9 protein-coding genes and 1 tRNA gene are annotated in these 15,301 nt (G+C 65.4%); 5 read left to right on the top strand and 5 right to left on the bottom strand.

Translation table 11 applies throughout. The annotated features are described in order from the left end of the window. The first annotated feature begins 49 nt into the window (after positions 1-49). A tRNA-Asn gene (locus WEA80_09515) sits at positions 50-122 on the top strand. Positions 123-276: 154 nt separating this feature from the next. On the opposite strand, the gene WEA80_09510 is transcribed toward WEA80_09515, so the two are convergent. Continuing rightward, a complete protein-coding gene (locus tag WEA80_09510; protein ID MEX1186813.1) occupies positions 277-2,811 on the bottom strand; it encodes a zinc-dependent metalloprotease in 2,535 nt (844 codons plus the stop codon). A 42-nt stretch (positions 2,812-2,853) separates the two neighbouring features. Here WEA80_09510 and WEA80_09505 point away from each other — a divergent pair, with 42 nt between their 5' ends. From WEA80_09505 to WEA80_09490, 4 genes are all read left to right on the top strand, one after another. Beyond that, positions 2,854-4,476, top strand: a complete 1,623-nt coding sequence (locus tag WEA80_09505; GenBank protein MEX1186812.1) for a family 20 glycosylhydrolase — start codon at positions 2,854-2,856, stop codon at positions 4,474-4,476. Between the two features lie 114 nt (positions 4,477-4,590). Further along, positions 4,591-5,070, top strand: a complete 480-nt coding sequence (locus tag WEA80_09500) for a DinB family protein (protein ID MEX1186811.1) — start codon at positions 4,591-4,593, stop codon at positions 5,068-5,070. Between the two features lie 66 nt (positions 5,071-5,136). Continuing rightward, a complete protein-coding gene (locus WEA80_09495) occupies positions 5,137-8,160 on the top strand; it encodes a TonB-dependent receptor (protein MEX1186810.1) in 3,024 nt (1,007 codons plus the stop codon). 30 nt (positions 8,161-8,190) lie between these two features. Continuing rightward, a complete protein-coding gene (locus WEA80_09490; GenBank protein MEX1186809.1) occupies positions 8,191-8,466 on the top strand; it encodes a hypothetical protein in 276 nt (91 codons plus the stop codon). Between the two features lie 104 nt (positions 8,467-8,570). Here WEA80_09490 and WEA80_09485 read toward each other — a convergent pair whose 3' ends face one another. The 4 genes from WEA80_09485 to WEA80_09470 all read right to left on the bottom strand — a co-directional run bounded on the left by WEA80_09485 (position 8,571) and on the right by WEA80_09470 (position 15,267). Continuing rightward, positions 8,571-9,419, bottom strand: coding sequence for a hypothetical protein (locus WEA80_09485; protein MEX1186808.1), 849 nt, complete (start codon positions 9,417-9,419; stop codon positions 8,571-8,573). Further along, the gene (locus WEA80_09480; GenBank protein MEX1186807.1) at positions 9,416-10,975 is read right to left on the bottom strand and encodes a SusD/RagB family nutrient-binding outer membrane lipoprotein; all 1,560 of its coding nucleotides are present in this window, start codon (positions 10,973-10,975) and stop codon (positions 9,416-9,418) included. The genes WEA80_09485 and WEA80_09480 overlap by 4 nt, the downstream gene beginning before the upstream one ends. Before the next feature lie 31 nt (positions 10,976-11,006). After that, entirely contained in the window at positions 11,007-14,102 is a 3,096-nt protein-coding gene (locus WEA80_09475; protein ID MEX1186806.1) for a SusC/RagA family TonB-linked outer membrane protein, read from the bottom strand. A gap of 187 nt (positions 14,103-14,289) precedes the next feature. Continuing rightward, positions 14,290-15,267, bottom strand: coding sequence for a hypothetical protein (locus WEA80_09470; GenBank protein ID MEX1186805.1), 978 nt, complete (start codon positions 15,265-15,267; stop codon positions 14,290-14,292). Positions 15,268-15,301: the final 34 nt, after the last annotated feature.

The following is a 15,301-nucleotide window of genomic DNA, read 5'->3' as shown; positions in this document are numbered from 1 at the left end:
TTTCTTTTTCACCAGTCACTAGTCACTAGCCACTAGTCACCGTTTTTGATGGGGTGTAGGTCAACTGGCAGACCGCCTGACTGTTAATCAGGAAGTTGCAGGTTCGAATCCTGCCGCCCCAGTTTTTTTCTCAGCCACGTTCGCCGATGAAACAGCGAGCGCTGTGCGTTTCCCGTCGTTCCGTCGTCCCGTTAGGCCGTAGTAACGGTCAAACGGACTACGCAAAAACAGGAAACGCACAACGCCTGCGCTCCCTTACTGATAACTGCTCTATAGTTATTTCTTCGGATCGAGTATCGCTCCTATTCTGTACAGCGCTCCCTGCAGGTGCAGCTGTGTCGACCTGTCACCAGCCCTCGGGATCGCGCGCTGCACCTCGCCCCGCAGCGTCACCAGCTCGCCGCGCAGCTGGGACCTGGCGTCATCGGACAGCGGCGCCGACGGAGTGAAGCCCGGCGGTGGCGTGACAACTCTCGTGGTCGCGGGAACATTGATCTTCTCGTCTATCTCGTTGAGATAATCCATCTGTAATTCCCGGCGGTACGCGTCGATCACGGGCCGCGCGGTGAACAGCTCGGACCACAGTCCGCGCCGCAGATCGTCCAGCATGCGCGACAGCAGATACGTCTCCGACGGGCTGTCGGCCAGCGCCTCCTGCTCGAGCAGCCGGTTGAGCCTGCCGTCGTCGAGCAGGTTCCTCAGCACGCGCGCCTGCGCGTTGTTGATCCGTCGGATCATCCCGTACGCCTCGATGCGGGCCGCGATCTCCGGGCGGATCAGATACGTGGGCGTGCGGAAGACGTTCTGATTGATGAAGCGGACGGCTTCGACCTGCCGCGCGCGACTCACCGGCGTGTACACCGGACCCGGCTGGCTGCCGGACTTGTGCTGCACCGTCCCGCCGCCGACGAGCGTCGCGACGTGGTTGGCTTCGTTGGCCCACTGCCCCACCGTCCTGTCGTACAGCTCGCGCAGGTCGCTGTTGTCCTCGCCTGGACGTATCGCCGCCGCCGCGATGTAGCCGACCACGCGCTCGATGTTACGGAAGCCGAGCGCCGTGGACTTCACCGGATCCGCGTCACCCACCGCCTCGCTCTGGGTCCCCGTCGAGCCGAACGCGTTCGAAGCCGCGAACCGGTACCACGGAATCGTGTCCTGCATCCGGGCCCACTGGTCCAGCACCGGCAGCTCCTGGTCCGGAGTCCTGACGCCCGGGATCGGCTTGTAGCCCCACATGATCGCGTACTCGTCGTACGGCCCCACGCGCGGAATCAGATCCTTGAGCGCGATGCTGTCCTCCGGCTGCGCCACGTAGTTGAACCGCGAGTAATCCATGATGCTCGGGCTGTGTCCCATGCGCGCGGTCCACGTGCGGCTGCGAACGCTGTCGGCCGGATACGTCGAGCTGCCGATCTGGTCGTGCTGCAGTCCGATCGTATGACCGATCTCGTGCGCGACCACGAACTGCAGCAGCCGGCCCATCAGCGAGTCCGGAAACGGCAGCCGGCGTGCGCGAGGGTCGAGCGGCGACGCCTGCGTGAAGTACCAGGCGCGCTGCAGGTTGAGAATGTTGTGGAACATCCGCACCGAGCCGTTCAGGATCTCCCCTGTGCGCGGATCGTGCACGTGCGGTCCGACGGCGTTCTCGACCGTGGACGGCAGCCAGCGGATCATGGTGTGACGGACATCCTCGGGCGACCAATCCGGGTCGTTGGCCGGCACTTCCCCGGCGACGATTCCATCCTTGAAGCCGGCCGCCTCGTACGCCGACTGCCACTCGACTATGCCGGCGCGAACGAACGGCTTCCACACCTCGGGTGTCGCCGGATCCACGTAATACGTGATCGGCTTCTTCGGGTAGCAGAGATCTCCTTCCCTGCGCTCCGAGCATTCCAGCCGGTAGCGCGTGATGTAACGGCGCACGGCCGAGCGATGCTCGGGCGTGCCGAAGTCGACCTGTCGGATGGAGAAGAACCCGACCCGCTCGTCGAAGCGCCGCGGCATCATCGGCTGCTCGGGAAGCCGTACCAGGCTCCAGTGGGCGAGCACGCTCTGCGCCTCGCGCGGCGCGCTGGACCCGCCACCACCAGGGGCGGCAATGCCGGACGGGGGCGTCGGAGTTCCCGTCTGGGTAGCCTCGATCTCCACATTGTCCGGGAACGCGATCGCGCGCTCAACGAACGAGCGCTGCGCGTCGATGCTGCCGCGGATCGCCGCGACCTCAGGAATGGCCGTGGTGAAAAGCCGGGTGACGTCGATCACGGCGGCGCTGTCCGGGCCCCACGACTCCACGTTGAACACCGCGATGATCGGCGGATAGTTGGATGCTTCGACCGCGCGGTACACGGAGAGGCCGGTGTCCGCCGTGATCGTGAACGACGGCGACCGCAGGATGATCCTGTTCCCGCTCCGGTCCCAGCGCAGCGTACGCTCCCCGAACTGGTCCCCGACGTAAGAGCCGAAGCCGCCGCCCGGGGTCAGGGGATCCCTCGCCGCGGCGCGGGCGTACCGGCCCACGATGAGCATGTCCTTGTACAGCTCCTTCCGCGGGATTTCGAAAAAGAGCTTGTCGCCTACCCTATGTACGGCGAACATGCCGCGCCGGGTGATAGCTTCCGGGGTAATAACCCTGTTGTAGGGACGCGGGCTCGGCGTGCTCGCCGCGGCGCGTCCGCCCGTGGCGGAGTCGCCGGGAGTAGCGGCGGCGCGTGGTCCGGCGCCGGCTGGTGAGGGTGCCGCGGGAGGCGTCGTCGACCGGGCACAGGCGGCGAGCAGAAGTGCTGGTGCCAAGGACAGGATCTTGTATCGCATGAGTGTGAGGTGTGGGTTCACGTGAAACGGTGGAATGAGATCATGAATTTTACGCTCCGAGACGGCAGGGCGTTGGCGGGAGCTGCATTTCTCCTGGCGGGAGTGGGCGCGGTCGGCTGCTCCGGCCCTCCGGCCATGCACGCGGAAGAGCCCCCAGCAGCTCCTGTCCAGGGGCCGCCGGTGCCGGCCCCCTCGGAGGTCGCGCTGCTCCCGGCTCCCGCCGCGGGCGGCTTGGCGGGTGAGCGGCCATTCGTCATATCGGGCTCGACGCGCATTCACGTCGGCCCGGCGGACGCGGAAGCCCTCCGACTGGCCAATGACCTGGCCCGCCTCATCCCGGTCGGGCCGGGACAATCCCGCCCGGTCTCGCCTCTGCAATCAGGACCGGCCGCCCCAGGCATCAATCTCCTCATCGATGCGTCGCTCGACTCCCTCGGCGCGGAAGGCTACCGTCTCACCATCGCCCCCGACCGTATCACGGCAGCGGCAGCGCGACCAGCCGGACTGTTCTACGCAATTCAGACGCTGCGGCAGCTCCTGCCGGTCGAAGTCGAGCGCGGGCAGGCCCCGCAACGGTTCGCCGTCGCTGCCGGTGACATAATCGACCGGCCGCGCTTCGAGTGGCGCGGCGCCATGCTGGACGTGTCGCGCCATTTCCTGAAGCCCGCGGATGTGAAGCGCTTCATCGACGTGATGGCGCTGTACAAGCTCAACCGCCTCCACCTGCACCTGGCCGACGATCAGGGCTGGCGGATCGAGATCAAGTCGTGGCCGAATCTCGCGCTGCACGGCGGGAGCACGGCCGTCGGCGGGGGCGCGGGCGGCTTCTACACGCAGGCCGAGTACTCGGATCTCGTGGAATACGCGCGCCGGCGATTCATCACGATCGTGCCCGAGATCGACATGCCCGGGCACATCAACGCCGCCCTCGCGTCGTACGCGGAGCTCAACTGCGACGGCCGCGCGCGGGAGCTGTACACCGGTACGCGCGTGGGATTCAGCTCGCTGTGCGTGACGAAGGACATCACCTACAAGTTCGTCGACGACGTGATCCGCGAGATCAGCGCGCTCACACCCGGCCGCTGGTTCCACATCGGCGGCGACGAGGTCAAGACACTGACCGCGCAGGAGTACGGGGGCTTCATCGACCGCGTGCAGTCCATCGTGCAGTCGCACGGCAAGGTGATGATCGGCTGGGACGAGATCGGAGAGGCGAAGCTCGCTCCCACGACGGTCGTGCAATACTGGCGGCCCAATGCGCCCGCGCGCGAGGCGATCGCCCAGGGCGCGCGCTTCATTTTCTCCCCGGCCCAGAAGGTTTATCTGGACATGAAGTACGACTCGTCCACTGCTCTCGGCTTGAAGTGGGCCGGGTATGTGGATGTGCGCACTTCCTACGACTGGGATCCCGCGCGGCTCGTCGCCGGAATCCCTGAGAGCGCGATCGTAGGCATCGAAGCGCCGCTGTGGGCCGAGACCGTCGTGACCCTCGCCGACTACCAGTACATGGCTTTCCCCCGCCTCGTCGCCGTGGCCGAGCTCGGCTGGTCGCCGCAGCAGCGACGCACCTGGGAGGATTTTCGCGCGCGCCTCGCGGCGCACGGGCCGCGATTGTCGGCGCTCGGAGTCAACTTCTACAGGTCGCCGCAGATTCCCTGGCGTTGAGCATGCACGGGCGGGCCGTGCAAGCGGCCCGGACGGCTTGCGCCATTTCGCGCCCGCATCGCAATATGACCGGATCGTTTCGCAGCTTACGCCACCATAACTCAGGGATCATCAATGGGACAACGCGCCGACGCGCTAGCCGATCGTATCGAGCAGGGTGCCGCGGCACTCGCCGCCTTCGCTGAAGGATTGTCCGACGACCAATGGCGGAGAACGATTCCGCCTGACGGCAGAACCGCGGGCGTGATCATCAATCACGTCGCCAGCATCTACCCACTCGAGATCGACCTGGCGCGGACGCTCGCCTCCGGCAAGCCGATCGTCGGCGTGACGTGGGCCGCGGTGGCGGACGTGAACGCCAAGCACGCGGGCGAGAACGCCAACGCCGGCAAGCGCGATACCGTGGAGCTGCTTCGCAAAAACAGCAAGGCGGCCGCCGACGCGGTACGCGCGCTGAGCGACGCCCAGCTGGACAAAGCGGCGCCGGTGTCGCTGAACCACGACGCTCCGCTGACGACGCAGTTCTTCATCGAGGACCACGCGCTGCGCCACAGCTTCCACCACCTGGCCAAGCTGCGCGCCACGCTCGCATAGCGCCGACAGATCGATGATCGGGCGGTTCGGCCGGATCCACCATTCACCCGGACACGCATGGAATACATGCCTCGTCAGGCACGCTGGTCTTCGCGGTTCCTGTTTCTCATCGCCGCCGCCTGTGCCCCGCTAACGCTCGCCGCGCAGGAGAGAGTCAACACCGGTGCGCTCATCGGTGTAGTAGTCTCTGAAGAGGGCGCGCCGCTGGGCGAGTCCACCGTTCGACTGACACAGACCGACGGCACCGCGACGTACGCCGTCACCAGCGACTCCGAGGGAAGATTCCGCGTCGGCACGATCGAGCCCGGGCTGTATCGCGTCAGCGCGCGCCGAATCGGATTCCGCGAGGCCGAGCTGCCGCTGCTGCGCGTCGTCGCCGGACAGACGGCGCAAATCCGCGTTACGCTGACCCGCTCCCCGACGCAGCTCTCCACCGTGCGCGTCGTCGCCAGCCCGACGGCCATCGATGCGACCACGACCGAGATGACGCGCCAGATCGCGGTCGAGGACGTCAAGCTCATCCCGATGGGCCGCGACGCGGCGTCGCTCGTGGAGCTCGTGCCCGGCGCGCGCAAGGGATTCGTGTGGGGCGCCGGCGCGGACGCGGCCAACAACTATCAGCTCGACGGAGTGAGCGTCAATCACCCGGGACTCGGCGGCGATTATCTCACGCCGAGCATCGACTGGATCGAGTCGCTGATCGTCCGCGGGCTCGGCGCCGGCGCCGAGTACGGCGGCTTCCAGGGCGGAATCATCAACGCCGTGACCAAGAGCGGCAGCAACGACTTCCGGGGAGCGCTGCGCTTCAACTACATCGCACCCGGCCTGAGCTCGAGCAACGTCCGGTCGAACGAAGAAGGCGCCGAGCAGACCATGCGGCGCGAGATCAGCGGCGAGCTGCGCGGACCGCTGCTGCGCGACCGGCTGTTCTATTTTTTCACGGGACAGGCGATCACCCGCGACGTGCGGGTACCCGATCTCACGACGCCGGCGGACGGTGATTTCCGAAGCACGATGCAGAAGTTCAGCGACGCGCGCGGACTCGCCAAGCTGAGCCTGCTCCCCGCCCTCGGAGTTCGTCTCGACGCGTTGTACGGCCGCACCGACATAGACGTGGAGCGGGCCGAGCTGAATGGAATCAGCGATCCGACCGCGGCACGCAGGTACGCGGCTCCGGCAAACTTCTACTCGCTCGCGTTCACGCGCGCGACTGCTGGAAGCTCATTCGACGCGCGGATCGCGGGATTCGACGCGATCGAGTCGCGACTCGGCTACGCGGGCGACAAGGTTCCCGGGATTCAGGTATTTCGCATAGGTCGCCAGCCCGGCTACCAGAACTCGGTTTTCAACGACCGGCTGGAGCCGCGGAGCCTGGGCGGCAACGTCACGTGGAAGACCCGGCAGTCCCTCCCCGCGGGCGCGAACGAGCTGGTGCTCGGCGCCGAGTACACGCGCGGGTGGTGGAAGCAGCAGCGCACGCGCAACGGCGGGCTCACCTGGCGGCCGTATTCCGGCGGCTCGATCGGCGCATTCGATCCGAACAACCCGGCCACGTGGGGTGAGCTGGCCAGTGAATGGGGCGGAGAGATACGGCTCGAGTCGGACGTGGAAGATGCCGCGCTGTTCGTGCAGGACTACCTCACGATTCGCCCGGGGCTGACGGTCACTCCCGGCGTCCGGTATGGAAGATGGGCGGGCTACCTCACGCCGAGCGACAGCGCGGGACCCCGCTTTCGCGCCGCTCGCGACCAGGCAGTGGACCCGCGGCTCGGCGTTGTGTGGGACGTCACCGCCCGGAACGAGCTCGTGTTCAAAGCGCACTGGGGCCGGTATCACCAGGGAATGAGCTCCTTCTTCTTCGATCGAGCGGAGGGAGCGGACGCGTACAGCAACCAGCAGTTCTACCTCCAGGGGCCTACGATCTCGGATCCGCGCACGGTCTTCACCGAAGCGGAGCGCGACGCGATGCGCAACCCGCTTACGGGGTTCGGGACGCTGGTCGAATCGATCCTGAACGAATCGGGCCGCGTCGAGAGCTACCGCCAGCCATATGTGGATCAGTGGGTCATCGGACTCGAGAAGACTCTCGGGCCGCGGTGGAAAGCGGAGCTGCTGTACACCAACCGGATGAACAAGGACATCGCCGGACTCGTGGACCGGAACCTCGAGGAGAACTACAGCCCGCTCACCAACGTCTCCGTCCGGCATCGCATCACCTTCACGCCGGTTCTCGACCAGAACGCCGGTGAGCTCGTCCTTCCGATCATTTGGGTCCGCAACGATGCGCTCCGGGCAGCGCTGATAAGCCGCATGAATTCCTTCGCTCCCCCACCCGCGGGCTATACGTTCGCTGATACGAGCCGGCTGACGTACGACCCTGACATCGTCCTGACGACAATCCCTGGCGCGCGCCGGCGCCTGGATCAGCTGTCGTTCTCGCTGCGGACGGAGCAGCCGCGTTGGAACGGCTTCTGGTCGATGACGGCGTCGCGCTTGGTCGGGAACGTTGGCGGGCTAACGGGCTTCGCCGACGTCACCAGCTTCGCCAGCGGGTTCGGAACCGGGGTTCCGTCGTTTACGGCGGGGCCGCGCGTGCGCCGCAACGAGTCCATCAACTTCGAAGGCCGGCTGCCGAACGTGCCGTTGCTCGAGTCGAAGCTGTGGCTGGGCGCGCAGCTGCCGTACGGCTTCATGGCAGGCACGTTCACCACGTTCTCGACCGGCGAGCACGTCACGCCGATATTCGAGATCACGCCGCGCTTCCGGTACGTCGGCTCCGACTTGAGGGAGCTGCGCTTCGGCGAATTCGACGGCACCATGGGGCAGACAATCTTTCTCGAAGAGCGCGGCGACAGGAAGTACGGCGCGCGCGTGACCGTGGACCTGCGGCTGGAGAAGAGCTTCCGCCTGGGCCGCGCCGAGTGGGCGCTGACGGCGGACGGGTTCAACGTGCTCGGATCGGCAGCGGTTATCGAGAACAACCTCACCGTGAACGATCAGGTGTCGGACGACCCGACGTCGCTGTTCGGCGCGCCGCGGCTCCGCCTGCCGCCGCGCTCGCTCCGGCTGGGATCGCGACTAAGCTTCTAGAAGGATGCGCGTCATGAACCGGCCGGCACGATGATGTACGTCCGCGAGTTTCGCTCGAGCATGGGCGGGAAGCTCGGAGCGGTCGTGGCCGGGACGGTGCTGCTGGTGGTCGTCGGAGTGTTTCTCGCGTTCGGATTCGTGCTGCTGCTGGGACTGGCGGCGGGGCTGCTCCTCGGGATCGGGGCGGCCCTGCTCCGCCGCCTCACGGGCCGCCCGCCGACACGCCGGGACGCTGTGCGACCGGGGCATGGGCTCGACCCGTCCCTCGAAGTAAAGCCGCCGCCGACTCTCGACAAGCCGGACTGATCGGGTAGGGCTTCCCCGGTGGCGCCCGGGCCGTGCGATGAGGCAAAAAAATCCCCGGCGAGGTTGCCGGGGATTTTTTTCTCGTTGCTGCACTGCCTCGGACCCTACCTGTTGAGCGTGTCGTCCAGACAGGTCATGTTCGCGGCGGCACACCCGGTGGTGGTGGGGGTGACCGTGATGTTTCCCCTCGCCGTGATCGTATAGGTCCTTCCGAGGGCGAATGACACGTTGTTCCGGGCCATGGCGTTGGTGCTCGATCCCTCGTACCGGGTGCTCAGGTCGTATATGCCTGGCGGCAGGGTCGTGAACGCGCCCCCGGACTTGTAAGCCGTGGTTCCGCCGACCGCGACCTCGACGCCCGTTTCATCATTTTTCGCGTACATGGTCATCGGATTCGCGTTGTACACCGCGTGCACGAAGCGCACGGACGCGTTCACCCAATCGATCTCCTCGGGGAATGGATCCTCCACGACGAAGGCGTCGACCGTCTTGGTCGTGGTGTTGTAGGGGCCGCTCTGGTAGTACGAATATTTCATCCCGGCCGCGAGCGTCGTCGTGACGTTCGAGATGGCCAGGCCTTTGTCCGTCGTGGCCGTAATCCTGCCCGACAGCGTGTGCTGCCCGGGGTCGATACCCGCGTACAGCCCCCCCGCCGCCACCCCGCCGTAGCCGACTCCGCCGGTGGACTCGTTACCGGTGCTGCTGCAGGGCTCGGTTTGACTCGCGGGCGGATTGGTGCAGCCCGTAAAGTTGATCGCCGTCAGCTTGGTGTCGCCCGCGTAGAAGAGCACGGCGGGCGTGCTGATGCCGAAGTTGAAGAACTTTACTCTCGCTTCCGGGACGGAAGGAGCGGTTATGTCCTGCACGGCGTTCTTGTCGTAATCGCAAGCCGTCAGCGCGGCGGCGCAAAGCAGCACCGCGAGTGAGCCGTATCCGTTCATGGTCGCGGTCATGGTTGAATGATCCACATGGGCACCGTGTGATAGTCGTCGGCCAGTCCGCCGATGGCGTCGAGGGCCGGCCTGTTCCAGACGTATTCCGAGTTGTATCTCGGCCTGATGCGATACACGTACTTGCCCGCGTTGTGCACGTGCAGGACGTTGGGCGGCGCGTATCCCGGGAAAACCTGCCGGCCACTTGCCGGATCGATGTCCGTGTAGTGGAACCGGCGCTCGTCCATCCACGCCTCGACGTAACCCCACGCCCACTGGGCGATGAACTTCTGCGACATGATGTGGGTCATGGTCAGCCCAGCCGCCGTGGGAACTATCTGCGGATTGGCGAGAAACGCCGCCTTCTCCGCCGCGCCGATCGCGCCCGCGGTCTGCCCGCCTTCGGCGATCTTCGAGTTCACGAAATCGATGTGGAACGAGATTCCGTTGATGTACGCCGCCAGGGCGGTCGCCCTGTCCCCCGCCCGGTACGCCGCTTCCGCCTTGACGAACTGGAGCTGCGAGTAGGTCATGGCCGGGTGGGACGCCTTGTCGTCGAACAGATATCTGCCCGGCTCTCCCACTCCCCCGCTACCCGGGTAGCCGTAGGGATTGTTCGGAATTTGCGTCGTGGAGAAGCCGCCGAACCCGGAGGTGTTGGGGTCGAGGCCCCGATACTGCCCGTCGGGCGAAGGCGACAGCATCCGCGTCATCCGCGGGTCGACCGCTCCGCCGAACTGCGTGCCGTCCATCAGCTCGACCATGAACTGCGTCTGCCGGACGCTCACGAAGTTGCCTCTGGTCCGCCCCTGGAAGTTGCGGTCGTCGTTCACCGTGCCCGGATACGACAGCAGCGCGTTGTCCGCGTTGCTCGCGAGCGACTGGTCCACGTGCGAGATCACCGCGGCCGGGTCGTACGACGCCTTGTTCGTGTAGTGGCCCAGGCTGAGCGCCATCAGGCCGTGCGCGAACTTCAGCCATTTGACGCGATCGCCGTTGTAGATCTTGTCGCCGCGGCCGAGGTACGTCGCGTCCACCGCTCCGTCCGTGCGCCCGAGATAGACGATGGCGCTGTCAAGCAACCGCTGAACCTCCTGGTACGCGAACTCCTGCGTGTCGTAGTTGAAGCTGAACTTCGTCTGGTCGATCGCCTCCTTGACGATGATCTCGCCATGGACGGCCGTCGCCTCGTGCCAGCCCCACGCCTTCAGGATGTAGCCGACGCCGAGCACGTCCCAGCGCTCCTCCCGGGCGGCGATCTCCATCATGTCTATCAGGTTCTGGCCGTACGACCAGTACACGGTGCGCCAGATCTGCCCGCCGTTGTCGCTGCCCGGGTCGTAGCCCATCCGGTCCCAATTCGTGTGGCTGTTGGCCCTGAGCATCTGCGTATAGCGGGAGATGAAGCGCCCGTCCCACTGGGTGCTCGAGACCATCCAGTGCAGCATCGGCGGCAGGTACAGATTCGCCGCTACCGTCTCCGGAGCGTTGGGGTTGGTGTTGACGTCCAGGAAGTCCTGGCAGCCCCCGAACAGCGTCAGGGACCCTGCAAGTGCCACGAGTCGCGCTGTGCGCATGGGTCTATGGGTGAGTCGTGTGAATGTCATCTCAGAACCCCATCTTGAGGCCGAAGTGGAAACTCCGCGGGATGGGGAAGTTGCCGTAGTCGACGCCGGCGGCGCCTGAACCACCGGTCGCCGCGGTGTTGCCGTTCACGATCGGATCCATTCCCGAATAGTTGGTCCACAGGAACAGATCCGTGCCCGTGAGGAACAGGCTCGCGCGCTTGAAGCGGCCATCCGGCAGCGCGTAGGAAACGGTGACGTCCCTCAGCCGCACCCAGTTGATGTCCTTTTCGATGAACAGCTCCTCGCTGATCGCGAGGTAGTAGCTGGTATTGACGGCGGGGATCACCACGATGGTGTTGCGCGTCGGATTGGCGCTGTTCTCCAGACCGTCCTGCAGTACGCCCTCGACCACGCGCGGCTCGTTCCTGTCGAGCGTGCGCATGCTCAGCCCTCTCGCGGTGAGGAATTGCTCGGTGGCATTGTAGACATCGCCACCCCTACGGATATCGACCAGGGAGCTCAGCGAGGCGCGCTTGTACCGGATGGTGTTGGTGACGCCCATCGTCCAATCGGGCTGCCGGTCGTACCCTCGGTCGATGAACGCGGACGAGCGGAGGGGGAGGCCGGTAGTGGGACTGATCAGAATGTCCCCGGCGTTGTTGCGAAGATAGAACGTGCCGGTCAGGGATCGCGTCGAGAGTCCCGGCTTGGTGCCGTTGCGCACGTTGCCGAACAGCCACGTATCGGAGTTGTACGACTCGGGCAGCTCGTACGGCAGCTCCAGCACCTTGCCGCGCGAGCGGTCGAAGTTGGCTATGACGTCCCAGGAGAAGCGGTCTCTGAGAACCGGCGTGCCGCGGACGGTCAGCTCCAGACCCGTATTCCTCGTCACGGCTCCGTTCAGGTTGAACAGCACGAAGCCCGTGCCGTAGCTGCCTCGAATGTTGTCCACGATCTGGTCCTTCGTCTGCTTGCGGTACCAGGTCGCGTCGATGCCCAGCCGGTCGTCCATGAACGCCAGCTCGGTGCCGAACTCGTACGACCTGGCGAACTCCGGCCGCAGGTTCCGGTTCGGGCCCCAGAAGCCGTAGCCGTACCCGCCGAACGCGGTCGTCTTGTACTCGAGCGACGGGCGGTAGGCGTACGGCCGCGCGTCCTTGCCGACCTCGGCGTAGGCCGCCCGGAGCTTGCCGGTCATAAAGCGGCCGATCTGGGGAATCGCGTCCGAGAAGATGAAGCTCGAGGACACGCCCGGATAGAAGAACGAGTTCCGCTCCCGCGGGATCGTAGACGTCCAGTCGTTGCGCCCGTCGAAGTTGATGTAGAGATACCGGTTGAAGTCCAGCGTGACCCGGCCGAACAGTCCGACCAGCCGGCGCTGCGAGATTCTGGTGGCGCTCGACCGGAGGTTCGTGTTGTTGACCGAGACGAAGTTCGGCTCCAGGAAGTCCAGCCCGACCGCGGCGTCGGTTTCCGTCTTGTAGTCGTTGATCTGGTTGCCCAGTAAGCCCGTGATCGAGAGGAAGCTGGTTATCTCGCGGCTGTGGATGTTCAGCAGCGTCTGCATGTTGTTGCTGCGGGTGACGTCGTTCGCCACGTCAATGATGCCGTTGTTCGCGTAGCCCCACGTGCTCTCGGGGTGGCGCAGGATCTCGGCCTCGTTGATGTACATGTCCGTGCCGATGTTCGTCTTGAGATTACCCCAGGAGAACGGCGCGATCGTGAGTCCGAGGTTCGCGATGATGCGGTTGTTCTTCGATCTGTTGAAGTTCTTGGAAACGTTGAAGTATGGGTTGTCCACCTCGGCGCCCTGCGATAGCGTCGTCAGCCGCCGCCGGTTCCCGGCGGGCGTGAGGTAATCCGAGGCGTTGTCGGTCTGCGGCCAGACCAGCAGACCGATCAGCGGACCGCCGGCTCCCTTGAACGACTGGTTGTTGTCGGCGTAGGTGTACGCCATCGTCAGGTCCGCGTTCAGCCAGTTGGTCACCTGTGCCTGCGATGCGCCGGTCAGGTTGATCCGGTCGAGCTTGTCGCCGGGTACCACGCCCTTGTCGTTGCTGGCCGACGTGAACAGCCGGTAGTTGATCTTGTTGTCCGCGGCCGCGCCGCTGAACGTCACGTTGTGCTTCTGCGACGTGGCGGTCTGGAAGAAGCCGTCGATGTTGTCGTAGAACTGCGTTCCGGCCGGATACGGCGCGCCCCAGTAGAGGAACGTCGTGCTCCCCAGCGACTCCTGCGGTCCGTACACCCGCTGGATCTCGGGGGCCGACCGGACCGTCGCGGTCCGGAAGCTGTTGCTGTAGTCCAGCCCGCCCCTGCCCGCCTTGCCGCGCTTGGTCGTGATGACGATGGCGCCGTTGGCCGCGTCGATGCCGTACAGCACGGCCGCTTCCGGTCCCTTCAGAACCACGAGGCTCTCGATATCCTCCGAGTTCAAGTCGGCGGCGCGGTTGGTGAAGTCGACTCCCCGGTTCTCGAACGAGTACGACGACCCTCCGAAGGAAGAAGCGAAGGCCGACGTATGAAGCGTCTTGTTATCCATCGGCAGGCCGTCGATGATGAACAGCGGCTGGTTGCTGCTGCTGATCGAGCTGACGCCGCGAATGGTGATGGACGAGGACGCGCCGGGAACTCCGGAGGTGTTCACCACCTCGACGCCGGCGACGCGGCCCTGGAGAGCGTTGACGAAGTTGTCCCGCTGCGTCTCCGCGATGGCAACTCCCGTGACTGACTGCTGCGCCGTTGCGATCGACCGCTTCTCGGCGGTCTGGCCGAGCGCGGTGACCACGACCTGGTCGAGCGTGGCCACAACCGGGCGGAGCGCGAAGTCCTGCGCCACCGTGGCGGCCGCCGCCGTCCCGACCGTTACCTGGATGCGCTCGGGAGCGTACCCGATTCTCCGGGCGCTCAGGAAATGCGACCCGGCCGGAACGCCGGTGATGGTGTAGCTGCCGTCCGCGCGGGTCATCGTGCCGAGCGCGGTGCCCTCGACTCGTACCTGCACCCCCGTGAGTGGAGCGGCCGAAGCCACGTCGCGGACACGTCCGCTGATCGTTCCGGTGGCCTGCGCGCCCGCGAGCGATGGCACGGCCAGGAACAGGATGGCAAGACAACTCAGAAACCGACGCAACGGCATGGTGCCTCCAAAAAGGATCGTCATGGTGACCCGTACACAAAGCGGCTGCCGCGCGTGGGGCACCCGCGTGAAACGTGGCTGGATCCAGGTTCTGTTCTGCCGGGCCAATCGTACGTCCGCGGCTGAACGCTGTCAATAATTGCGCGCCCGCCCCCCGCTTGTCCCATGCCGACGCCGTCCCGCGCGGCTATTCGCGAACGCTGGTGCCTTTTCTGATATACGCGCGCCTGCCGCCGCTCGCATCCGTAAACGCGCCGACGATGTCGCCGCTCGTGTTCGTTCCGAACGCGACGGTCGATTTCGCGTTTGGATAATCCACGCTGACGTAATCCCCGTCCTGCAACACAAAGCCGTGCGTGACCGAACCAGAGTCCACGAACATGCCGACGATCGTACCGGAAGTATTCATGTCCCATGCCTCGGTCACAACGCTGCCTGGTACGGCAAAATAGGTGAAGACGCCGTCAGCGATCAGATACGCCCGGCTCGTCGCCATGTCGAAACCAACGATCCGACGGCCGTCCGGAGTCGCGCCGTTGTGCATCGTGGCCGGCACCTCGACTACGGAAGTCCCGCCGGGCCGTATCGCGATCCCCCGCATGCTCTCATTGAAATCGTCGCCATGATAACATCCGAGGATCGTGCCGTCGGCCAGGATCCGCTGCGCGATGGTGTACTTCTGACCGGGGTGATTGACTTCGACGAACTCACCCGAAGGCGTCAGCCGGAAGCCGTGGTATGCAACGGGTTTCCCCATGAACTGCTGCGTCTCGCCTGCCTTGCGATAGGCGCCGACGATGGTACCGTCGGGGCCGATCCCATGGAGCTGCGTGAAAACCACGTCCGGGTAGTCAACGCTCGTGAACGCGCCCTGCCTGTAGATGAAACCGCGGACGCGTTCGCCTTCGTGATACCAGCCCACGACGTCGCCGGCGGAGTTGATCCCCGACGCAACCGAGGCGGTAGCTCCCGGGACCTCCAGCTCGGTGAAGACACTCGACTGCGCGCTGTCGATACCCTGGGTGTTTTGATTGCCTTGCTTACCTCCGTCTTTCACATCGGCGCATGCTGTGGCCGTGGCGACGGCGAAAAGCGTGATGGAGATAGATCGGCGACAGGCGAGAATCACGGCTGCACTCCGTTTCAAAAGGTCGCCGCCTGGCAAAAAAGCGTCGGCAGCAAACTGCAGTTACAGCAAC

Source organism: Gemmatimonadaceae bacterium, from assembly GCA_040882285.1.
Taxonomy (GTDB): Bacteria; Gemmatimonadota; Gemmatimonadetes; order Gemmatimonadales; family Gemmatimonadaceae; genus JACDCY01.
The sequence above is the reverse complement of the archived record's forward strand: the minus strand, read 5'-3'. Positions and strand labels throughout refer to the sequence as shown.